We start from the raw sequence: 20,521 nt of genomic DNA on the forward strand, positions 1-20,521 counted from the left end.
TCGACGCTCGTCGGATTTATGCGTCGGGCAGCTCCAGGCGGTCGAGGCGGTCGCTGTCGGCCAGGATGTACAGCTCGGTGATCCGGCCGTCGACGACGGTGACGGTCAGCACGGACACGGGCTGCCCGGCACGCCGGGCCACCACCCCGACCGCGCCGTTGACCAGCACGAACCGTGTCCGGAGGGCGTCCTGGCGGAAGAGCCTGGCCTGTTCGGCCACCGTACGGGCACCGCGCACCAGCCGGGACAGGGAGCTGCCGGCGTCCGCCCGCAGCACCACGTCCGGGTGGAGGACGGCGACCAGCGCCGCGAGGTCGCCGGCGCGGCTGGCGGCCATGAACGCCTCCAGTGCCTTGCGCTGCCGGCCCAGGTCGGGGTCGGCGCCCGGGGCCGCGTTCCGTGCCCGGCGCCGGGCACGGCTGGCGAGCTGCCGGGTGGCGGCCGGGGAGCGCTCCACGACCGGCGCGATGTCGTCGAACGGCACCGCGAACATGTCGTGCAGGACGAACGCCAGCCGCTCGGCGGGCTCCAGGGTCTCCAGCACCACCAGCAGGGCCGTGCCCACCGAGTCGGCGTGCAGCGCCTCCTGCTCCGGGTCGCCGGACGGAAACGGCGTGAGCAGCGGGTCCGGGACGAACGTACCGGGGTCCTCGGCCATCGGCTCCTCGCGGCGGGTGGCGCGGGAGCGCAGCATGTCGAGGCAGATCCGGCCGGTGACGGTGGTCAGCCAGCCACCGAGGTTGTCGATGCCGTCGGCGCCGGTACGGGCCAGCCGTATCCATGCCTCCTGTACGGCGTCCTCCGCCTCGGTCAGGGAGCCGAGCATGCGGTAGGCCACCGCGCCGAGGCGGCCGCGGTGCTCCTCGAACCGGTCGGCCAGCCGCTCCGCGGCGTCCACGCCGGTCACCGGCCGAACACCTGGAACGCGACCGCCGGCCGGCCGCCGAACCGCTCCCCGGTGGTCCGCGCGTACGGCAGGACGATGTCGCGGACGTACTCTTCCGGGTCCTGGTCGGTCAGCGCCTCGATGTAGGTGCGGTGTTCCAGCAGGGAGCGGACCGCGCGCTCCAGACCGTCCGTGACGTCCACGGCGTGGGTGGGCGTGTCGGAGCCGGCGACGGCGACCCAGCGGACGCCGTTCCACGGCTGGAGGCCCTGGTCGGTCAGCTCGGGGAAGATCCAGCGGTTGCCGGCGTCCGCCACCGCGTCCAGCGCGGCCCGGCCGACGGCCACGTGGTCCGGGGTGTTCCAGTACGTCCCGCCCCAGACCTCCTCCCGGTGGGTGAGGGTGATGACGAGTTCGGGGCGGTGCCGGCGGATCGCGGCGGCGATGTCCCGGCGCAGCGCGGTGCCGTACTCGACGACGCCGTCCGGGTGGTCGAGGAACTCGACCTCCGTCACGCCGACCACGGCGGCGCTCGCCCGCTGCTCGCGCTCGCGCAGCGGGGCGCACTCGGCGGGCGGGAGGGTGTCGATGCCCGCCTCGCCGCGGGTGGCGAGGACGTAGGCCACCTCGCGGCCCGCGTCGGTCCACACGGCGATCGCCGCCGAGCAGCCGTACTCCAGGTCGTCCGGGTGGGCCACGACGGCGAGGGCGCGCCGCCAGTCGTCGGGCATGGGCTCCAGGGGTGAAGCAGACGTCGTCGGCTCGGTCATGCTCCGCAGACTAGCCCGGCCCACTGACAGCGCGCCCGGCGTCGGCGCGCGCGGTGCTCAGACCTCGTCGCGGGCGAGGGCGAGCAGCCGGTCCAGGACGCGGGGGCCGCCGGCCCGGACGCCGTCGTGCTCGAACTCGTCGGTGACCCAGGTGCGCAGGCCGCGGATGCCGCGGGCGGTGGTCAAGGCGTGGCCGGTGTCGACGTACATGTCGTCGTGGTAGACGGCGGCGGCGACGGGCACCTCGTTGGCCGCGAGGCGGGCCGGGTCGTACAGCGGCGTCCAGTCGGTGCGGGCGGCGAGCAGGTCGGCGGTCTCGCGCAGCGGGCGCAGGGCCGGGTCGCAGTCGAACATCCAGGGGTGGATGGTCTCGCCGGTGAACAGCAGCGGTTCGTCGCCCGCGAGGGCCTTGGCGGCGTCGAAGCGCGGGAACTCGGCGCGGACGCGCTCGGCCGACCAGTTGGTCGGGCGGGCGTCCTGGGCGTAGATCACCTCGTGGATCAGCGCGTACAGCGGGTTGGCCGCGAACGACAGCAGGCCCTGTACCTGTTCCTGGAAGGCGTCGGACAGTTCGTGGCCGCCGGGGGTGCGGACGAAGGCGTCCTCCAGCAGGAAGTGCAGGCGGTGGCTGCCCTCGCCGGTGCCGAGCATGATGCCCAGCGACTGGAACGCCTCCACCGTGAACCGGTAACCGTTCGGCAGGACCACGTCGTGGGTGAGGAGGTGGTCGGCGATGCGGCGGGCGCGTTCGACGTCCTGGGGGTAGCGGGCGTAGTGGGCGGCGACCTTGCGTTCGACACGGGGGTAGGCGGCCCGGTAGACGTCGTCGGCGTGGGCGTCGAGGGAGGGCAGGCCGCCGGTGATCAGGGCGGTGGCCAGGCCCTCGGGGGCCAGGGAGAGGTAGGCGACGGTGCAGAAGCCGCCGAAGCTCTGGCCGAGGACGGTCCAGGGGGCGCCGCCGGTGACCTGGGGGCGGATCGCCTCGCAGTCCAGGACGATGGAGTCGGTGCGGAAGCGGGTGAGGTGGTCGGCCTGCTGGGCGGGGCCGCCGCGCAGCGGGAGGGTCTGCCGGTTGGCGGGGGTGGAGGCGCCCGTTCCGCGCTGGTCGAGCAGGAGGACGCGGTACTCCGCGAGGGCGCGGCCGAGCCAGGCCGGCTTGCCGATGAAGCGGTTGGCTCCGAAGCCGGGGCCGCCCTGGAGGTAGAGCAGCCACGGCAGGTCCCGGTCCGCCTTGTCGCCGGCGACGGCCTCGCGGGCGTACAGCTCGATCGTCTCCCCGCCGGGGTCGGCGTGGTCGAGGGGGACGGTGAAGCGGCGGTCGGTGAGGACGACGCCGGGCTGGCGGTAGCTGACGCTCAACGAGGACTCCCGGTCTGCTGGGGCGGACGGTTTTCCGGCCGTGCCCCAGTTCAGCACAGGGTCGTCCGGTCGCCGACCCCGGGACCGGGAGATCCTGCGCGGCGGGTGGTCAGCGGGCGGCGAGACTGGAGCGCCGCACCACCAGTTCGGGCTGGAGCACGACCTTGCGGTGCTCGTGCGGTGCCCCCGTCGCCTCCGCCTCGGTCTCCTCCAGGAGCAGGTCGGCGGCGAGCGCGCCCATGGTCTGGGCGGGCTGGCGTACGGAGGTGAGGGGGACGGCCGCGGCGGCGGCGAACTCGATGTCGTCGTAGCCGACGATGGCGAGGTCGTCGGGGACGCCCACCCCGGCCGCGTACATGGCCTGGAGGACGCCGAGGGCGAGCAGGTCGTTGGCGCAGAACACGGCGGTGGGCCGGTCGGCGAGGCCGAGGAGGCGGGCGCCGGCGTCCCGGCCCGCGGCGACGTCGAGCCGTTCGGTGGGCAGTTCGCGCAGCGCGTCGGGGCCGAGGCCGGCCTCGGTGAGGGCGCGCAGGGCGCCGGTGCGGCGGTCGTGGACCTGGTTGAGCCCTGGCGGGCCGCTGACGTAGGCGATGGAGCGGTGTCCGGCGTCGACGAGGTGGCGCACGGCCAGCGCGCCGCCCGCGATGTCGTCGACGGAGACCGAGCACTCGGTGGTGCCCTCGGCGACCCGGTCGACCAGCACGAAGGGGATGTTGTGCCGCCGGAAGGCGTCGATGTTGCGGCCGGTGGCGTCGGCCGGGGTGAGCAGGACGCCGCGCACCCGCTGTTCGGCGAAGAGGGAGAGGTACTCGGCCTCCTCGCCGGGGTTCTGGGCGCTGTTGCAGACCATCACGCCGAGTCCGGCGTCCCGGGCGGCGCGCTCGGCGCCGCGGGCGACGTCGACGAAGAAGGGATTGCCCATGTCGAGGACGAGCAGGCCCATGATCCGGCTGCGGCCGGCGCGCAGTTGGCGCGCGGACTCGCTGCGGACGTAGCCGAGCCGGTCGATCGCCGAGAGCACGCGCGCCCGGGTCTCGGTGGCGACGGTGTCCGGGCGGTTGATGACGTTCGAGACCGTGCCCACGGAGACTCCGGCGGCACGGGCGACGTCCTTGATACCCACCGACTGGGCCATCGGGGAGGGACCTCCAGGGTCGAGCTAGGGGAATGCTGGGGCGACGCGGGGCGGCGGCCGGGGAACCTTCACACTACCGTCGCCGCCCCGGAAGGGCCGCCGTCACACGGGCAGCCGGAAGTCCACGACGTGCAGCGGGGAGGGCGTGGTGCCGGTGGACCGCTCCTGGTACAGCACCGAGAGCACCCCGTCCTGGGGCACGCGTGTCTCGTCGACGAGGACCTCGCCGAAGGCGTTCAGGTCCGCGCCGTCGTACAGCAGCCGCCAGTCGGTGTACCCGGACGCCTGCGAGGCGGCGGCGATGCGGCCGTAGGGGAGGACCGCGTAGGCGTTGTCGTACCGGTCCAGGACCAGCCGGGTGCGCTGGCTGGAGCCGAGCGGGACGGGGATCTCGGTCTTCTGCCAGGTGCCGGCGGCGTTCTTGCGCAGGTGGAAGGCGCGGCCGTGGGCGGTGCGGTCGGCGACGTAGTCGGTGGTGCACTGGCCGAAGCGGCCGGGGACGTACGAGATGATCGCGTGCGGGCGGCCGGCCGAGTCGGTGGCCTGGCTCTCCTGGTTCATCAGGGAGTGGTCGGGGTCGAGCGGGTCCACCACCAGGCCGGGGTCGGTGACGGAGACGAGGTCGGAGCCGCCGGTGGTGGCCACGGCAGCCCCGGCGTCGTTGCGCCAGGTGCGGCCCCGGTCGTCGGAGTACACGTAGCCGGTGTCGTGGTTGGTGAGGCCGCCCGGGGAGCACATCACGGCGGCGTTCTGCTCGCGCCAGGTGAAGAAGGCGTGCAGCCGGCCGCGCCGGTCGTAGTCGATGCCGTGCAGGTACATGTTGCGGGCGGTGGAGCTGCCGTGCTCGCTGGTGTAGGTGCCGGTGGCGGCGCTCCACTCCCCCAGCGCCGTCCACCGGGTGCCGTCGTACTCGGCGAGCGCGTTGCGGCCGTTGCCGGAGACGCCGGCGCGGTAGCTGAGCTGGAGGCGGCCCTCGGGGGTGGCGACGAACTGCGGGTAGGTGAACTGGGTGGTGAGGGCGAGGCCGTCGAGCGTGGACTGCGGGGTGCCGAAGCTGTCGGCGGTCCAGCTCTTGCGGGTCGGGCGGTCCAGGAGCCCGGCGGCGGACTTGACGTAGGTGAAGCCGTCGCTGTGGGAGTCCAGGTTGAGGTGGAGGCGGCCGTCGGTGCGGGAGACGCCCATGGAGATGACGTTGTGGGAGTCGTCGTAGCGCAGGGTGTGGCCGATGCGGAGGGTCTGCCAGGTGGTGTCCCCCAGTCCGCGGCGGGCGACGACCGCGTCGCGGTCGGCGGTGTACCAGGCCGCGTACTGGTGGCCCTTGTAGGTGAGCAGGCCGTTCTTCTGGAAGGAGTTGTTGTTGACCAGGCCGTCGTAGGACACGAAGTAGATGGCCCGGGTGTCCAGGGTGGTGGTGCCCGTCCAGGTGACGGAGGGGCCGGGGGTGGCGGCGGCGCGGGCGGTGCCGCTGGTGAGGACGGGGGCGGCGAGGGCGCCGGCCAGCAGGGTGCGTCGTCTCATGCGGGGGCTCCGTGGGTGTTCAGGCGAGGTGGAACACTTCGGTGAGCGGCTTCATCGCCTCGTCCGGGCGGTCGCCGTCCAGGGACTCGAAGAAGGGGGCCATCTCCGCCTGCCACCGGGCGTTGACCTCGGTGGCCGCCATGCCTGCCTGGGCGGCCTCGAAGTCCTCGGTCTCCAGGTAGCCGACGAGCAGGCCGTCGTCTCTCAGGAAGAGGGAGTAGTTGTGCCAGCCGGTGGCCGAGAGAGCCTGCTGCATCTCCGGCCACACGGCGGCGTGGCGTTCGCGGTACTCGGCGAGCTTGTCCTCGCGGACCTTGAGCAGGAAACAGACGCGCTGCATGAAGTACCGCTCCTCCTTGGTGGACCGACTGGCCGTCAGAAGTCGTACTGGTCGATGTTCTCGGCGTCGAAGACGGTGGGCTTGCCGAGGTTGATCACGCCGTCCGCGCCGATGGTGTACTCGCCCATGTCGCCGGCCTTGAACGTCTCGCCCTCCTTGCCGGTGATCTGGCCGGAGGCCAGGGCGACGGCGGTGCGGGCGGCCAGTTCGCCGAGCTTGGCCGGGTCCCACAGCTCGAACTCGTCGACGGTGCCGTTCTTGACGTACTTGCGCATGTCGTTGGGGGTGCCGAGGCCGGTCAGCTTGACCTTGCCCTTGTACTTGGAGCCGGACAGGTACTGGGCGGCGGCCTTGATGCCGACGGTGGTCGGGGAGATGATCCCCTTCAGGTTCGGGTGCTCCTGGAGCAGGCCCTGGGTCTGCTGGAACGACTTCTGGGCGTCGTCGTCGCCGTAGGCGACCTTGACCAGCTTGATGTCCTTGTACTTGGGGTCCTTCAGCTCGTCCTTCATGATCTCGATCCAGGCGTTCTGGTTCGTCGCGGTCTGCGCGGCGGACAGGATCGCGATCTCGCCCTTGCCCCCGATCTGCTCGGCGAGCAGCTGCACCTGGGTGCGGCCGAGGTCGTCGGCGGAGGCCTGGGAGATGAAGGCGTTGCGGCACTCGGGGTTGGCGTCCGAGTCGTAGGTGACGACCTTGATGTCGTTCTTCATGGCCTGCTTCAGGGCGGTGCACAGGGCGCCGGGGTCCTGCGCGGAGACGGCCATCGCGTCGACCTGCTGCTGGGTGAGCGTGTTGACGTAGGAGACCTGGCCGGCGGTGTCGGTGCCGCTGGAGGTGCCGACCTCCTTGTAGGTGGAGCCAAGCTCCTTCAGGGCCTTCTCGCCGCCCTTGTCGGCGACGGTGAAGTACGGGTTGTTGACCTGCTTCGGCAGGAAGCCGACGGTCAGGCCCTTCTTGGTCGCGGCGTTCGGGTCGGCCTTGCCGGCCGCGGCGGCGGAGCCGCCCTCGTTCTCGACGTCCTTCTTGGTGGTGCCGCCGCAGGCGGTGACCGCGAGGGCGAGGGAGGTGACGGCGGCCAGGGCCGCACAGGTACGGCGGATCGACGACTTGCGCATGGCGGAGTCCTTAGGGAGACGTGTTACGAAGTGGGTGCGGGCGTCTTCGGCAGGGGTGGCGCCGACCCTGCCCGGCGGCCCGCCCTCGCGACGGAGATCTGGCGCGCGACCCTCGGGCCGAGCACGGACAGCACGAGCAGGACGCCGGTGACGACGATCTGCGACTGGGCGGAGACGTCCTGGAGGCTCATCACGTTCTGCAGCGCGCCGAGCAGGAAGACACCGGCGATGGCGCCGCCGAGGGTGCCCTTGCCGCCGTCGAAGTCGATGCCGCCGAGCAGGACGGCGGCGACGACGGAGAGTTCGAGGCCGGTGGCGTTGTCGAAGCGGGCGCTGGCGTAGTGCAGGGCCCAGAAGACGCCGGTGAGGGAGGAGAGCAGGCCGGTGAGGACGAACAGCATCAGTTTCTGCCGCTTGACCCGGATGCCGGCGAACCGGGCGGCCTCCTCGCTGGCGCCGATCGCGAACAGCGCCCGGCCGAACGGGGTGGCGTGCAGCGCGACCACGGCGATGGCCAGCAGGACCAGGAAGGGCAGCAGGGCGTACGGGATGAAGGTGTCCCCGATCCGTCCGGCGGCGAAGTCCAGGTACTGCGAGGGGAAGTCGGTGACCGCGTCGGAGCCGAGCACGATCTGGGCGATGCCCCGGTAGGCGGCCATGGTGCCGATGGTGACGGCGAGCGAGGGCAGGCCGAGCCGGGTCACCAGCAGGCCGTTGACGAGCCCGCAGACGACGCCGAGGACGAGGCAGAGCGGGATGATCGTCTCGATGGTCATGCCCTGGTTCCACAGGGCGCCCATCACCGCGCCGGACAGACCGGCCGTGGAGGCGACGGAGAGGTCGATCTCGCCGGCCACCACGAGCAGTGTCATCGGCAGGGCGATCAGGGCGATCGGCAGGGTGTTGCCGATCAGGAACGACAGGTTCAGGGAGTTGCCGAAGCCGTCGACGAAGCCGAAGGACAGCAGGACGACCACGATGAGCAGGGCGCCGACGACGGTGTCCCAGCGGACGGCGCGCGAGAGGCGTGAGGCCGGGGCGTCAGCCATGGCGGGCGTTCCTCTTCTTCAGGGCGGTGGCCACGCGCAGGGCGACGATCCGGTCGACCGCGATGGCGAGGATGAGCAGGATGCCGTTGATCGCCATCACCCAGACCGAGCTGACGCCGAGGGCGGGCAGCACGCTGTTGATGCTGGTCAGCAGCAGAGCGCCGAGGGCGGCGCCGTAGACGCTGCCGGAGCCGCCGGTGAAGACGACGCCGCCGACCACGACCGCGCTGACGACGGTGAGTTCGTAGCCGTTGCCGGTGCCGGAGTCGACGTTGCCGAACCGGGCCAGGTACAGGGCTCCGGCGAGGCCCGCGAGGGCGCCGCAGAAGGTGTAGGCGGCCAGGATGCGCTTGCGCACCGGGATGCCGGCGAGGCGGGCGGCCTCGGGGTTGGAGCCGAGCGCGTACAGCTCGCGTCCGCCGCCGAACTGCTTGAGGTAGTACGCCGTCGCCACCACGACCGCCAGGGCGATCAGCGCGAGGTAGGGCACCGCGGAGATGCCGCCGGAGCCGAAGTCGACGAAGCCGCCGGGCAGGTCGGCCGCGGTGATCTGGCGGGAGCCGACCCAGATGGAGTCGATGCCGCGGATGATGTACAGCGTGCCGAGGGTGACGACGAGGGCGGGCACCTGGCCGAGGCTGACCAGCAGGCCGTTGAGCAGGCCGAAGCCGACGCCCATGAGGACGGCGAGGGCGATGGCGACGACGGAGCTGCCGCCGCCCTGGAGGTAGGTGCCGGCCGCGAAGGCGCTGATGCCGAGCGTGGAGCCGACCGACAGGTCGACGTTGCGGGTGATGACGACCAGGGACTGGCCGGTGGCGACCAGGACCAGGATGGTCGCGTTGAGCAGCAGGTCCTTGATGCCCTGTTCGGACAGGAACTCGCTGTTGCCCGCCTGGGTGACGGCGATCATCACCAGGAAGACGACCAGGATGGCCAGTTCGCGCATCTTGAAGACGCGGTCGACCAGCCGGGTGGCGCCGGCCTCGGGCAGCTCGGCGACGGGGGCGTTGTCGGGGGCGGTGACCGTCATGCGGCGGCCCTCCCCATGGAGCACGGGGACACGGGGGCGACCCTTCCGGTCGAGGTCGTACGGCGACCCTCGGGGACGGCCGCCGTGGTCGAGGACGTACGGCTGCCCTGCGGGGCGACCGCCGCGAGCGAAGTCGTACGGCACCCCTCCGAGGCAGCCGCCGCCGTCAAGGACGTACGGCGACCCTCCGAGGCAGCCGTCGCGGTCGAGGACGTACGGCGAGCCCCCGGCGTGGGCGTCGCGGTCGAGAACGTACGGCGGCCGAACGGGGTGGCCGTTGTGGTCGGGGTCATGCCGCGGCCCTCCCGGTGGCCGCCGCCATGACGGTCTCCTCGGTGGCCTCGTCGCGGGGGATCTCGGCGGTCAGCCGGCCCTCGTGCATCACGAGGACCCGGTCGGCCATGCCGAGCACCTCCGGCAGGTCGGAGGAGATCATCAGGACGGCGACGCCGTCGGCGGCCAGCCGGCTCAGCAGCCGGTGCACCTCGGCCTTGGTGCCGACGTCGATGCCGCGGGTGGGCTCGTCGACGATCAGTACCTTGGGGCCGGTGGCGAGCCACTTGGCGAGGACGACCTTCTGCTGGTTGCCGCCGGACAGGGTGCCGACCGCGTCCGCGATCCGGGCGTACTTCACCTGGAGCTTGACGGCCCAGTCGAGGCTGCGGCTGCGCTCGGCGCCGCGGTCCATCAGTCCGGCCCGGACGGTGGTACGGAGACCGGTGAGCCCGATGTTCCGCTCGATGGACATGTCCATCACCAGACCCTGGGCGCGCCGGTCCTCGGGGACCAGGGCGAGGCCCGCGGCCATGGCCGTCGACGGCGCGCCGTTGACCAGTGCGCGGCCATCCACCTCGACCTCCCCGGCGTCCCAGCGGTCCACGCCGAACACCGCGCGGGCGACCTCGGTGCGCCCGGCGCCGACCAGTCCGGCCAGGCCCACGATCTCGCCGCGCCGCACCTCGAAGGAGACGTCGGTGAAGACGCCCTCGCGGGTCAGCCGGCGCACGCTGAGGGCGACCTCGCCGGGGGTGACCTCCTGCTTCGGGTACAGCTCGTCGAGGTCGCGGCCGACCATGCGGCGCACCAGGTCGTCCTCGGTCATGCCGTCGAGCGGCTCGCTGGAGATCCAGGCGCCGTCGCGCAGGGTGGTGACCCGCTTGCAGATCTGGAAGATCTCCTCCAGCCGGTGGGAGATGAACAGCACCGCGGCGCCCTCTTCGCGCAGGGTGCGTACGACGCCGAAGAGGCGGGCCACCTCGCTGCCGGTGAGGGCGGCGGTCGGCTCGTCCATGATCAGGACGCGGGCGTCGAAGGAGAGCGCCTTGGCGATCTCCACGATCTGCTGGTCGGCGATGGACAGACCGCGCGCCGGGCGGTCGGGGTCGAGGTCGACACCGAGGCGGCGCATCAGGTCGGCGGTGGTGGCGCGGGTGGCCTTGTGGTCGATCCGGCCGAGGGCGCGCCGCGGCTGGCGGCCCATGAAGATGTTCTCGGCGATCGACAGGTCGGGGAAGAGGGTCGGCTCCTGGTAGATGACGGCGATGCCGGCATCGCGGGCGTCGCCGGGGCCGTGGAAGACGACGGGTTCACCGTCGAGCAGCACCTGGCCGGCGTCGGGGCGGTGGACTCCGGCGAGCGTCTTGATGAGGGTCGACTTGCCCGCGCCGTTCTCACCGGCGAGGGCGTGCACCTCCCCGGGGAACAGCTCCAGGGAGACGTCCCGCAGGGCACGGACCGCGCCGAAGGACTTGGACACGTCCTTCAATGCGAGAACCGGGGCCGGACCCGTATCGGACGGGTGGGTCATGGGGGCTCCTCGACGACGCCGGCGGGACGGCCCTCACGGCGTCGTGAAAGGTTTCAACTGGGTTGCCGGGACGTTAGGCAGGTGGGGCATGTCACGTCAATGGGTCCGCGTCGAAAAACTTTCGATAGCCGAAGGTCACGACAGGGTCACGGCGAGCCCGGCCCCCCAGAAGGGTTGACACCTCTTCGGGAGCCTCATAGCTTCGCGTTCTGAATCGTTTCACTCATGGTCGTACGCATGGACGGTGCGACCCGACATCAGGAGCCGACGTGACCGAGCTCGCCGCGGTGAAGGCCGCGCTGAAGACGCAGGCAGTCGAGACGCCGTCGTGGGCGTACGGGAACTCGGGCACCCGGTTCAAGGTGTTCGCGCAGGCCGGTGTGCCGCGCTCCCCGTTCGAGAAGCTCGACGACGCCGCGAAGGTCCACGAGTTCACGGGCGTGGCACCGACCGTCGCCCTGCACATCCCGTGGGACACGGTCGACGACTACGCCGCGCTGGCCGAGTACGCCGAGAAGCGGGGCGTGCAGGTCGGGGCGATCAACTCCAACACCTTCCAGGACGACGCCTACAAGCTGGGCAGCGTCTGCCACCCCGACGCGGCGGTGCGCCGCAAGGCGGTGGACCACCTGCTGGCGTGCGTCGACATCATGGACGCCACCGGCTCCAGGGACCTGAAGCTGTGGTTCGCCGACGGGACCAACTACCCCGGGCAGGACGACATCCGCGGGCGGCAGGACCGGCTGGCCGAGGCGCTGGCCGAGGTGTACGAGCGGCTCGGTGACGACCAGCGGATGCTGTTGGAGTACAAGTTCTTCGAGCCGGCCTTCTACTCGACGGACGTCCCGGACTGGGGCACGGCGTACGCGCACTGCCTGAAGCTCGGCGAGAAGGCACAGGTCGTCGTGGACACCGGGCACCACGCGCCGGGCACCAACATCGAGTTCATCGTGGCGACGCTGCTGCGGGAGGGGAAGCTCGGCGGGTTCGACTTCAACTCCCGGTTCTACGCGGACGACGACCTGATGGTCGGGGCGGCCGACCCGTTCCAGCTCTTCCGGATCATGTACGAGGTGGTGCGCGGGGGCGGGCTCTCGTCGGACGTGGCGTTCATGCTCGACCAGTGCCACAACATCGAGGCGAAGATCCCGGCGATCATCCGGTCCGTGATGAACGTCCAGGAGGCCACGGCGAAGGCGCTGCTGGTGGACCGGGACGCGCTGGTCGCGGCGCAGGCCTCGGGGGATGTGCTGGAGGCCAACGCGGTGCTGATGGACGCGTACAACACGGATGTGCGGCCGCTGCTCCGTGAGGTGCGTCAGGAGATGGGGCTGGACCCGGAGCCTCTGAAGGCGTACAAGGCGTCGGGGTGGGCGGAGAAGGTTGTCGCGGAGCGGATCGGCGGGGAGCAGGCCGGGTGGGGGGCGTGAGCGGCTGCCGGGTTCTGTGACGTCGCGGGCTGCGGGCCGGGTGTGGCCGGCCGCGCAGTTCACCGCGCCCCTTCGATACTCATCCCTCGTTTGAAAAGGACTGGAAGACATGGCACCGCACCCCGAAGCCGAGGCGCTGATCGCTCGTTCCCATCGGCTCGGTTCCGATCCGCGGAACACCAACTACGCGGGAGGCAACGCCTCCGCCAAGGGCACCGAGACCGACCCCGTCACCGGGGGTGATGTGGAGCTGATGTGGGTCAAGGGGTCCGGTGGTGACCTCGGGACGCTGACCGAGGCGGGGCTCGCCGTGCTGCGGCTGGACCGGATGCGGGCGCTCAAGGACGTCTACCCCGGTGTCGAGCGCGAGGACGAGATGGTCGCCGCGTTCGACTACTGCCTGCACGGCAAGGGCGGGGCGGCTCCCTCCATCGACACCGCCATGCACGGGCTCGTCGAGGCCGCGCACGTCGACCATCTGCACCCCGACTCCGGTATCGCGCTGGCCTGCGCGGCCGACGGCGAGAAGCTCACCGCCGAGTGCTTCGGCGACACGGTCGTGTGGGTGCCGTGGCGGCGGCCCGGCTTCCAGCTCGGCCTGGACATCGCGGCGGTGAAGGAGGCCAACCCGCAGGCCATCGGCTGTGTGCTCGGCGGGCACGGCATCACCGCCTGGGGCGACACCTCCGAGGAGTGCGAGCGCAACTCGCTGCACATCATCCGCACCGCCGAGGAGTTCCTGGCGGAGCGGGGCAAGGCGGAGCCGTTCGGACCCGTGCTCGACGGGTACGAGCCGCTGCCCGAGGCCGAGCGGCGGGCGCGGGCCGCGGCGCTGGCGCCGTACGTCCGGGCGATCGCCTCCCAGGACCGGCCGCAGGTCGGCCACTTCACCGACTCCGACGTGGTGCTGGACTTCGTCTCCCGCGCCGAGCACCCGCGGCTGGCGGCGCTCGGCACCTCCTGCCCGGACCACTTCCTGCGCACCAAGGTCCGCCCGCTGGTCCTGGACGTCGCGCCGGGCGCGCCGCTGGAGGAGGCGATCGCGCGGCTGAAGGAGCTGCACACCGCCTACCGCGAGGAGTACGCCGCCTACTACCAGCGGCACGCCGGCCCCGACTCCCCCGCGATGCGCGGCGCCGACCCGGCGATCGTGCTGGTGCCGGGCGTGGGCATGTTCTCCTTCGGCAAGGACAAGCAGACGGCGCGGGTGGCCGGCGAGTTCTACGTCAACGCGATCAACGTGATGCGGGGGGCCGAGGCGGTCTCGACGTACGCGCCGATCGAGGAGTCGGAGAAGTTCCGCATCGAGTACTGGGCCCTCGAGGAGGCCAAGCTCCAGCGGATGCCGAAGCCCAAGCCGCTCGCGACGCGGGTCGCGCTGGTGACCGGCGCGGGCAGCGGCATCGGCAAGGCGATCGCCCACCGGCTGGTGGCCGAGGGCGCGTGTGTCGTGATCGCGGACCTCGACGGGGACAACGCGGCGCAGGTGGCCGAGGAGCTGGGCGGTGCGGACAAGGCCGTCGCCGTCACGGTCGACGTGACGGACGAGGAGCAGATCGCCGCCGCGTTCCGGGACGCCGTGCTGGCGTTCGGCGGGGTCGACCTGGTGGTCAACAACGCCGGCATCTCCATCTCCAAGCCGCTCCTGGAGACCTCGGTCAAGGACTGGGACCTCCAGCACGACATCATGGCGCGCGGCTCGTTCCTGGTGTCGCGGGAGGCGGCCCGGGTGATGATCGCCCAGGAGCTGGGCGGTGACATCGTCTACATCGCGTCGAAGAACGCCGTCTTCGCCGGTCCCAACAACATCGCCTACTCCGCCACCAAGGCCGACCAGGCCCACCAGGTGCGCCTGCTCGCGGCCGAGCTGGGCGAGCACGGCATCCGCGTCAACGGCGTCAACCCCGACGGTGTGGTGCGCGGTTCGGGCATCTTCGCGGGCGGCTGGGGCGCCAAGCGGGCCGCCGTCTACGGGGTGCCGGAGGAGAAGCTCGGCGAGTTCTACGCCCAGCGCACGCTGCTCAAGCGCGAGGTGCTCCCGGAGCACGTGGCGAACGCCGTGTTCGCGCTGACCGGCGGAGACCTGACCCACACCACCGGCCTGCACGTCCCGGTCGACGCCGGCGTCGCCGCCGCGTTCCTGCGATGAGCACCTCCGTGACCTCGTACGCCGCGGTCGACCTCGGCGCGTCCAGCGGGCGCGTCATGGTCGGCCGCGTCGGCCCCGGCACCCTGGAGCTGACCGAGGCGCACCGCTTCCCCAACCGGCCGGTGCGGGTGCCCGAGGGGCTGCGCTGGGACGTGCTGGGACTGTACGCCGGGGTGCTGGAGGGGCTGCGGGCGGCCGGTCAGGTGGCGTCCGTCGGCGTGGACAGCTGGGCGGTGGACTACGGCCTGCTGGACGCGGACGGCGCGCTGCTCGGCAACCCGGTGCACTACCGCGACGCCCGCACCGAGGGCGTCGCCGAGAAGGTGTGGGCGAGCGTGCCGGCCACCGAGCTGTACGCGGCGACCGGGTTGCAGTACGCGCCGTTCAACACGCTGTACCAGCTGACGGCGGCCCGCTCCACCGCGCAACTGGCGTACGCGAAAAGGCTGTTGCTGATCCCCGATCTGCTGACGTACTGGCTGACCGGTGAGCAGGGCACGGAGCTGACCAACGCCTCCACCACCCAGCTGATCGACCCGCGCACCCGCGACTGGGCGTACGACGTCGCCGACCGGCTCGGCATCGACCTCGGGCTCTTCCCGCCGCTGCGCCTGCCCGGTGATCCGGCGGGTGTGCTGCGGCCGGAGGTGCTGGAGGAGACGGGGCTGAGCGGGCCGGTGCCGGTGACGGCGGTCGGCTCGCACGACACCGCCTCGGCGGTGGCCGCCGTACCGGCGACGGACGAGCGGTTCGCGTACATCTGCACCGGCACCTGGTCGCTGGCCGGTCTGGAGCTGTCCGCGCCGGTGCTGACGGAGGAGAGCCGCGCCGCCAACTTCACCAACGAACTGGGGCTGGACGGCACGGTCCGCTACCTGCGCAACATCATGGGGCTGTGGCTGCTCCAGGAGTGCCTGCGCTCCTGGGGCGAGACGGACCTGGGCGAGCTGCTGCGGGCGGCGGGCGAGGTGCCCGGGCTGCGGTCGGTGGTGGACGCCGGGGACGCGGCGTTCCTGGCGCCGGGCCGGATGCCGGAGCGGATCGCCGAGGCGTGCCGGGCGTCCGGGCAGCCGGTGCCGGTCACGCCCGCCGAGATCACCCGGTGCATCCTGGACTCCCTCGCCCTGGCCCACCGCAAGGCGGTCGAGGACGCGCAGCGGCTCGCCGGGCACCCGGTGGACGTCGTGCACGTCGTCGGCGGCGGGGCGCGCAACGCGCTGCTGTGCCAACTGACCGCCGACGCCTGCGGGCTGCCGGTGGTGGCCGGCCCGGCGGAGGCCGCCGCGCTCGGCAACGTCCTCGTCCAGGCCCGGGCCGGTGGCCTGGTCGGTGACCTGGCCGGCATGCGCGACCTGCTGGTCCGCACCCAGCGGCCGGTCCGCTACGAGCCGCGCGGGGACGCCGCCCGCTGGCGGGCCGCCGAGGCACGGCTCGCCGACCGGTGACCGGGGCCTGTCCCGGGTCCCGGCCCGCGCACTACCCTTTTTCCGTCCGATGATCAACAGCAAGGAGCCGCGATGCGTGTCGCCCTGTTCCTGACCTGCGTCAACGACACGCTCTATCCCGATACCGGGCGCGCGGTGGTGAAACTGCTGACCAGGCTGGGCGTCGACGTCGACTTCCCGGCCGGGCAGACCTGCTGCGGGCAGGCGCACTACAACACCGGTTACCGGCACGAGGCGGAGCCGCTGGCCCGGCACTTCTCCGAGGTCTTCCAGGAGTACGAGGCGATCGTGACGCCCTCGGGGTCCTGCGGGGCGATGGTGCGGGAGCTGTACCCGCGGATGGGCGAGCGGGCGCGGGCCGAGGGCCGCGGGGACTCCCTCGCGGCCACGCTGGCGCCGGTGGTGCCGAAGACGTACGAGCTGACGGAGTTCCTGGTGGACGTGCTGGGGGTGACGGACGTCGGGGCGTACTACCCGCACACGGTGACGTACCACCCCACCTGTCACGGGCTGCGCTCCCTCGGGCTCGGTGAGCGTCCGCTCGCGCTGCTGCGCGCCGTGAAGGGCCTCGACCTGGTCGAGCTGCCGGGCGCGGAGGAGTGCTGCGGGTTCGGCGGCACCTTCGCCATGAAGAACGCGGACGTGTCGCTGGCGATGGGCACGGACAAGGTACGCAACGCGGAGTCGACCGGAGCCGAGGTGCTGTGCGCGGCCGACAACTCCTGCCTGATGCACATCGGCGGGACCATGACCCGGCTGCGGACCGGCATGCGGCCGGTGCACATCGCCGAGATCCTGGCGAGCACGGAGGAGGAACCGGCGGTATGAGCGGCACATTCGTGGGAATGCCTGCGTTTCCCCCGCCCGCCCACCCGGCCTTCCCGAAGGCCGCGCACGAGGCGGTGCGGAACACGACCCTGCGGGGCAACCTGCGCCACGCCACGCACACCATCCGCGCCAAGCGGGCCAAGGCCGTCGCCGAGGTCGAGGACTGGGCCGAGCTGCGCGAGGCCGGCAAGCGGATCAAGGACCACACGCTGCGCCACCTCGACCGCTACCTGGAGCAGCTGGAGGCGTCGGTGACGGCAGCGGGCGGCATCGTCCACTGGGCCGCCGACGCCGCCGAGGCCAACCGGATCGTCACCGATCTGGTCAAGGCGACCGGCGAGACGGAGGTCGTCAAGGTCAAGTCGATGGCCACGCAGGAGATCGGTCTCAACGAGGCCCTCGAAGCGGAGGGCATCCGCGCCTACGAGACCGATCTCGCCGAGCTGATCGTGCAGTTGGGCAAGGACCGCCCCTCGCACATCCTGGTCCCGGCGATCCACCGCAACCGGGGTGAGATCCGGGAGATCTTCGAGCGGGAGATGAGCGAGTGGGGCCGCCCGGCCCCCGAGGGACTGACCGACACCCCCGCCGAACTGGCGGAGGCGGCCCGGCTGCACCTGCGGGAGAAGTTCCTGCGCGCCAAGGTCGGCGTCTCCGGCGCCAACTTCATGGTCGCCGAGACCGGCACCCTGGTCGTCGTGGAGTCCGAGGGCAACGGCCGGATGTGCCTGACCCTGCCGGAGACGCTCATCTCGGTCGTCGGCATCGAGAAGATCGTGCCGACCTGGCGGGACCTGGAGGTCTTCCTCCAGACCCTGCCCCGCTCCTCCACCGCCGAGCGGATGAACCCGTACACCTCGACCTGGACCGGCACCACGGACGGCGACGGCCCGAGCACCTTCCACCTGGTGCTCCTCGACAACGGCCGCACCGACACCCTCGCCGACGAGGTCGGCCGCCAGGCGCTGCGCTGCATCCGCTGCTCGGCCTGCCTGAACGTCTGCCCGGTGTACGAGCGGGCGGGCGGCCACGCCTACGGGTCGGTGTACCCGGGGCCGATCGGCGCCATCCTCAGCCCCCAGCTGCGGGGCACCGGCAGCGAGATCGACGCCTCCCTGCCGTACGCCTCCTCGCTGTGCGGGGCCTGCTACGAGGTGTGCCCGGTGGCCATCGACATCCCCGAGGTACTGGTGCACCTGCGGGAGCGGGTGGTGCAGGGCGGGCCGGCGGTCCGCGAGGGCAACAGGGTCGTCCTGAGACCGGCCAAGGGACACGCCGCCGAGCGGGCGGCGATGCGGGCCGCGCAGTGGGCGTTCGCCCATCCGGGCGCGCTGCGCGCCGGGCAGCGGCTGGCGTCGCGCACCCGGCGTTTCCATCCGCGCACGCTGCCCGGGCCGGGCCGGGCGTGGACCGGGGGCCGGGATCTGCCGGCGGTGCCGGCGGAGCCGTTCCGGGACTGGTGGCAGCGCACGCACGGCGGCGAGGAAGGCGGGGCCAAGTGAGCAGCAGGGAACGGATCCTGGGCCGGGTGCGGCGCGCGCTGGCGGACGTACCGGAGGAGGAGACGGCTTTCGCACGGGAGTATCTGCGCGAGCACGGGGCGCGGAGCGTCGCGGAGACGGTGGACTTGCTGGCGGAGAACCTGGCGGACTACCGGGCGGTCGTGCACCGGTGCACGGACTCCGAACTGCCGTCGGTGATCGCCGGGTTGCTGGCCGCGCGCGGGTCGGCGTCGGTGGTCGTGCCGCCGGGGCTGGACGAGGGGTGGCTCGCGGACACGGACGTCACCCGGGTCGCGGACCGGGCCGAGGGGAGCGTGTCCGACCTCGACCGGGTCGACAGCGTGGTCACGGGATGCGCGGTCGCCATCGCCGAGACCGGCACCCTCGTGCTGGACGGCTCCCCCGACCAGGGCCGCCGCCGCATCACCCTCGTGCCGGACCACCACATCTGTGTCGTACGGGTGCCGGACCAGGTCGTCTCCTCCGTGCCCCAGGGCCTCGAACGGCTCGACCCCGCCCACCCGCTGACCTGGATCTCCGGCCCGTCGGCGACCAGCGACATCGAGCTGGACCGGGTGGAGGGGGTGCACGGGCCGCGCACGCTGGAGGTGGTGCTGGTCACGTCCGCGTGAGCAGCACCGTGGGCAGGACCCGCCGGCTGATCTCCCGCCGGGGCAGCGAGAGGCCGAAGCACTGCTCCAGCACCTGGAGGCAGTCCCGGTGCACCGTGCGGGGGTCACGCTTGTCGTCGGGCAGCCCGGCGGCGGCCAGCGCCTCGCGCACCCGGGCCACGGTCTCCGGGTCGCCGACGGGCGGCCAGGAGGCCCGCGAACCGTCCAGGTAGAGGTTGAAAGCGCACCGGGGCCGGCCGTCGTGCCCGTACTCGAACCCCGGTGCCTTCCGGTAGTTGTCCGGGTCGTGGTCCAGTACGAAGACATGGGCGCCCTCGCGGGAGAGCGCGGCGCGGTCGTCGAACGCGCCGGGCAGGCCGCCGTAGGCGCAGGCGAAGGACCACTCCCCCGCCTCCCCGTGGCGCAGGGCGAGCCCGTCGCACGCCTGCCCGTACAGGCCCTCCAGCAGGTCGTGGACCTGGGCGGCGGACAGGCTGCCGATGGCCCGGGCCGTGCGCCGGGGGCCCCGCACCGTGGCGGTGATCCTCGACACCAGTTCGTCGGAGGCGAGTTCGCGGGACATCACGATGCGGTGGCCGCCCGAGCCGGCGGGCTGGGGGACGGCGAGCCAGGCTGTTCCGTCGGTCATGGCCGCCATCCTGTCCGAACCGGTCCGCGGGTGTCACTGGGTACACCCCGCGATACGGGCCCCGCCCCCACTGTGTCCGGACCGCCGCGCTCGTAGCGTCGTCGGTGAGGCACAGGGTGTGCCGGCGGGGAGGGGGATGACGATGTCCCGTGAGGCTTTGCGGCTGGTGAAGGTCAGCAAGACGTACGGCACCGGCGACAGTGCGGTGACGGCGCTGGACGGGGTGACGCTGGGCCTGGAGCAGGGCACGTTCACCGCGGTGATGGGGCCGTCCGGCTCGGGCAAGTCGACGCTGTTGCAGTGCGCGGCGGGGCTGGACCGGCCGGACGCCGGGATCGTGTGCGTGGACGGCACGGAGCTGACGGGCGGCACGGAGACGGAGCTGACGCGGTTCCGGCGCGGGCGGGTGGGGTTCGTGTTCCAGCAGTACAACCTGCTGGAGACGCTGACCGTCGCGCAGAACACGGTGCTGCCGCTGAAGCTGGCCGGGCGGCGCGTGGACCGGCGGCGGACCCGGGAGGTCCTCGCCGCGGTCGGGCTCGGCGACCGGCTCGGGCACCGGCCCCACCAGCTCTCCGGCGGTCAGCGGCAGCGGGTGGCGATCGCGCGGGCGCTGGTCACCGAGCCCCGGGTGATCTTCGCGGACGAGCCGACGGGCGCGCTGGACACGCGCAGCGCGCGGCGGGTGCTCGGGCTGCTCCAGGACGCGGTGCGGGTGCACGGGCGGACGGTGGTGATGGTGACGCACGACCCGGTGGCCGCCTCCTTCGCCGACGCGGTGGTGTTCCTCGCCGACGGCCGGGTGGCCGGACGGATGCGGGCACCGACGCCGGACGCGGTGGCCGAGCGGCTGGCGCACCTGGGCGACGACGTGCCGGCGGGGGTGTGAGCC

The 20,521-nt window shown here is 72.4% G+C and carries 19 protein-coding genes; 8 read left to right on the plus strand and 11 right to left on the minus strand.

From position 1 onward, the window contains the following. Positions 1–16: 16 nt before the first annotated feature. The 9 genes from ACIQR3_RS06795 to ACIQR3_RS06835 form a co-directional block, all read right to left on the minus strand. Entirely contained in the window at positions 17–898 is an 882-nt protein-coding gene (locus tag ACIQR3_RS06795) for a sigma-70 family RNA polymerase sigma factor (RefSeq protein WP_403535471.1), read from the minus strand. A 5-nt stretch (positions 899–903) separates the two neighbouring features. After that, positions 904–1,656 carry a PIG-L deacetylase family protein gene (locus tag ACIQR3_RS06800; RefSeq protein ID WP_403535119.1) on the minus strand — a complete coding sequence of 251 codons (753 nt, stop codon included), beginning with the start codon at positions 1,654–1,656 and terminating at the stop codon, positions 904–906. Between the two features lie 57 nt (positions 1,657–1,713). Further along, the gene (locus ACIQR3_RS06805; RefSeq protein WP_403535121.1) at positions 1,714–3,015 is read right to left on the minus strand and encodes an alpha/beta fold hydrolase; all 1,302 of its coding nucleotides are present in this window, start codon (positions 3,013–3,015) and stop codon (positions 1,714–1,716) included. A 109-nt stretch (positions 3,016–3,124) separates the two neighbouring features. Continuing rightward, on the minus strand, positions 3,125–4,150 hold the full coding sequence (locus ACIQR3_RS06810) for a LacI family DNA-binding transcriptional regulator (protein ID WP_403535124.1): 1,026 nt from the start codon (positions 4,148–4,150) through the stop codon (positions 3,125–3,127). A gap of 102 nt (positions 4,151–4,252) precedes the next feature. Next, positions 4,253–5,668, minus strand: coding sequence for a BNR repeat-containing protein (locus ACIQR3_RS06815; protein ID WP_403535127.1), 1,416 nt, complete (start codon positions 5,666–5,668; stop codon positions 4,253–4,255). A 19-nt stretch (positions 5,669–5,687) separates the two neighbouring features. Then, entirely contained in the window at positions 5,688–6,008 is a 321-nt protein-coding gene (locus ACIQR3_RS06820) for an L-rhamnose mutarotase (RefSeq protein ID WP_215170841.1), read from the minus strand. A gap of 35 nt (positions 6,009–6,043) precedes the next feature. Continuing rightward, the gene (gene rhaS, locus ACIQR3_RS06825) at positions 6,044–7,126 is read right to left on the minus strand and encodes a rhamnose ABC transporter substrate-binding protein (protein ID WP_403535130.1); all 1,083 of its coding nucleotides are present in this window, start codon (positions 7,124–7,126) and stop codon (positions 6,044–6,046) included. A 23-nt stretch (positions 7,127–7,149) separates the two neighbouring features. Continuing rightward, positions 7,150–8,175 carry an ABC transporter permease gene (locus tag ACIQR3_RS06830; RefSeq protein ID WP_403535133.1) on the minus strand — a complete coding sequence of 342 codons (1,026 nt, stop codon included), beginning with the start codon at positions 8,173–8,175 and terminating at the stop codon, positions 7,150–7,152. Then, positions 8,168–9,208 (minus strand): ABC transporter permease, encoded by a 1,041-nt coding sequence (locus ACIQR3_RS06835; protein WP_403535136.1) that lies wholly within the window; start codon positions 9,206–9,208, stop codon positions 8,168–8,170. Before ACIQR3_RS06835 ends, ACIQR3_RS06830 begins: the two co-directional genes overlap by 8 nt. A 15-nt stretch (positions 9,209–9,223) precedes the next feature. On the opposite strand from ACIQR3_RS06835, the gene ACIQR3_RS06840 reads away from it, so the two are divergent. After that, positions 9,224–9,532, plus strand: a complete 309-nt coding sequence (locus ACIQR3_RS06840) for a hypothetical protein (RefSeq protein WP_403535139.1) — start codon at positions 9,224–9,226, stop codon at positions 9,530–9,532. On the opposite strand, the gene ACIQR3_RS06845 is transcribed toward ACIQR3_RS06840, so the two are convergent. Next, positions 9,498–11,015, minus strand: a complete 1,518-nt coding sequence (locus tag ACIQR3_RS06845) for a sugar ABC transporter ATP-binding protein (RefSeq protein ID WP_403535142.1) — start codon at positions 11,013–11,015, stop codon at positions 9,498–9,500. The two genes, ACIQR3_RS06840 and ACIQR3_RS06845, sit on opposite strands and share 35 nt — an antisense overlap. Before the next feature lie 269 nt (positions 11,016–11,284). Here ACIQR3_RS06845 and rhaI point away from each other — a divergent pair, with 269 nt between their 5' ends. The 6 genes from rhaI (at position 11,285) to ACIQR3_RS06875 (ending at position 19,001) form a co-directional block, all read left to right on the plus strand. Then, positions 11,285–12,445: an L-rhamnose isomerase gene (rhaI, locus tag ACIQR3_RS06850; protein WP_403535144.1), complete on the plus strand. Its 1,161-nt coding sequence runs from the start codon at positions 11,285–11,287 to the stop codon at positions 12,443–12,445. A gap of 109 nt (positions 12,446–12,554) precedes the next feature. Next, positions 12,555–14,594 (plus strand): bifunctional aldolase/short-chain dehydrogenase, encoded by a 2,040-nt coding sequence (locus tag ACIQR3_RS06855; protein WP_403535146.1) that lies wholly within the window; start codon positions 12,555–12,557, stop codon positions 14,592–14,594. Further along, complete coding sequence (locus tag ACIQR3_RS06860) at positions 14,591–16,039, plus strand: rhamnulokinase family protein (protein WP_403535149.1); 1,449 nt, start codon at positions 14,591–14,593, stop codon at positions 16,037–16,039. The genes ACIQR3_RS06855 and ACIQR3_RS06860 overlap by 4 nt, the downstream gene beginning before the upstream one ends. Positions 16,040–16,111: 72 nt before the next feature. Then, the gene (locus tag ACIQR3_RS06865) at positions 16,112–16,867 is read left to right on the plus strand and encodes a (Fe-S)-binding protein (RefSeq protein ID WP_403535152.1); all 756 of its coding nucleotides are present in this window, start codon (positions 16,112–16,114) and stop codon (positions 16,865–16,867) included. Beyond that, positions 16,864–18,369: a LutB/LldF family L-lactate oxidation iron-sulfur protein gene (locus ACIQR3_RS06870; protein WP_403535154.1), complete on the plus strand. Its 1,506-nt coding sequence runs from the start codon at positions 16,864–16,866 to the stop codon at positions 18,367–18,369. Before ACIQR3_RS06865 ends, ACIQR3_RS06870 begins: the two co-directional genes overlap by 4 nt. After that, on the plus strand, positions 18,366–19,001 hold the full coding sequence (locus ACIQR3_RS06875) for a lactate utilization protein C (protein WP_403535156.1): 636 nt from the start codon (positions 18,366–18,368) through the stop codon (positions 18,999–19,001). Before ACIQR3_RS06870 ends, ACIQR3_RS06875 begins: the two co-directional genes overlap by 4 nt. On the opposite strand, the gene ACIQR3_RS06880 is transcribed toward ACIQR3_RS06875, so the two are convergent. Further along, positions 18,988–19,629, minus strand: coding sequence for a hypothetical protein (locus tag ACIQR3_RS06880; RefSeq protein WP_403535158.1), 642 nt, complete (start codon positions 19,627–19,629; stop codon positions 18,988–18,990). The two genes, ACIQR3_RS06875 and ACIQR3_RS06880, sit on opposite strands and share 14 nt — an antisense overlap. A gap of 142 nt (positions 19,630–19,771) precedes the next feature. On the opposite strand from ACIQR3_RS06880, the gene ACIQR3_RS06885 reads away from it, so the two are divergent. Further along, the gene (locus ACIQR3_RS06885) at positions 19,772–20,518 is read left to right on the plus strand and encodes an ABC transporter ATP-binding protein (RefSeq protein ID WP_403535160.1); all 747 of its coding nucleotides are present in this window, start codon (positions 19,772–19,774) and stop codon (positions 20,516–20,518) included. Positions 20,519–20,521: the final 3 nt, after the last annotated feature.

This window comes from Streptomyces sp. NPDC090994, from assembly GCF_044768905.1.
In the GTDB taxonomy this organism is placed as follows: Bacteria; Actinomycetota; Actinomycetes; order Streptomycetales; family Streptomycetaceae; genus Streptomyces.

What these genes read in the sequence shown, in the direction of transcription:
- ACIQR3_RS06800 (WP_403535119.1), bottom strand. Translation starts at nt 1,656, where the DNA reads ATGACCGAGCCGACGACGTCTGCTTCACCCCTGGAGCCCATGCCCGAC.
- ACIQR3_RS06810 (WP_403535124.1), bottom strand. Translation starts at nt 4,150, where the DNA reads ATGGCCCAGTCGGTGGGTATCAAGGACGTCGCCCGTGCCGCCGGAGTC.
- ACIQR3_RS06815 (WP_403535127.1), bottom strand. Translation starts at nt 5,668, where the DNA reads ATGAGACGACGCACCCTGCTGGCCGGCGCCCTCGCCGCCCCCGTCCTC.
- ACIQR3_RS06820 (WP_215170841.1), bottom strand. Translation starts at nt 6,008, where the DNA reads ATGCAGCGCGTCTGTTTCCTGCTCAAGGTCCGCGAGGACAAGCTCGCC.
- rhaS (WP_403535130.1), bottom strand. Translation starts at nt 7,126, where the DNA reads ATGCGCAAGTCGTCGATCCGCCGTACCTGTGCGGCCCTGGCCGCCGTC.
- ACIQR3_RS06830 (WP_403535133.1), bottom strand. Translation starts at nt 8,175, where the DNA reads ATGGCTGACGCCCCGGCCTCACGCCTCTCGCGCGCCGTCCGCTGGGAC.
- ACIQR3_RS06835 (WP_403535136.1), bottom strand. Translation starts at nt 9,208, where the DNA reads ATGACGGTCACCGCCCCCGACAACGCCCCCGTCGCCGAGCTGCCCGAG.
- ACIQR3_RS06840 (WP_403535139.1), top strand. Translation starts at nt 9,224, where the DNA reads ATGGAGCACGGGGACACGGGGGCGACCCTTCCGGTCGAGGTCGTACGG.
- ACIQR3_RS06845 (WP_403535142.1), bottom strand. Translation starts at nt 11,015, where the DNA reads ATGACCCACCCGTCCGATACGGGTCCGGCCCCGGTTCTCGCATTGAAG.
- ACIQR3_RS06855 (WP_403535146.1), top strand. Translation starts at nt 12,555, where the DNA reads ATGGCACCGCACCCCGAAGCCGAGGCGCTGATCGCTCGTTCCCATCGG.
- ACIQR3_RS06860 (WP_403535149.1), top strand. Translation starts at nt 14,591, where the DNA reads ATGAGCACCTCCGTGACCTCGTACGCCGCGGTCGACCTCGGCGCGTCC.
- ACIQR3_RS06865 (WP_403535152.1), top strand. Translation starts at nt 16,112, where the DNA reads ATGCGTGTCGCCCTGTTCCTGACCTGCGTCAACGACACGCTCTATCCC.
- ACIQR3_RS06870 (WP_403535154.1), top strand. Translation starts at nt 16,864, where the DNA reads ATGAGCGGCACATTCGTGGGAATGCCTGCGTTTCCCCCGCCCGCCCAC.
- ACIQR3_RS06880 (WP_403535158.1), bottom strand. Translation starts at nt 19,629, where the DNA reads ATGACCGACGGAACAGCCTGGCTCGCCGTCCCCCAGCCCGCCGGCTCG.
- ACIQR3_RS06885 (WP_403535160.1), top strand. Translation starts at nt 19,772, where the DNA reads ATGTCCCGTGAGGCTTTGCGGCTGGTGAAGGTCAGCAAGACGTACGGC.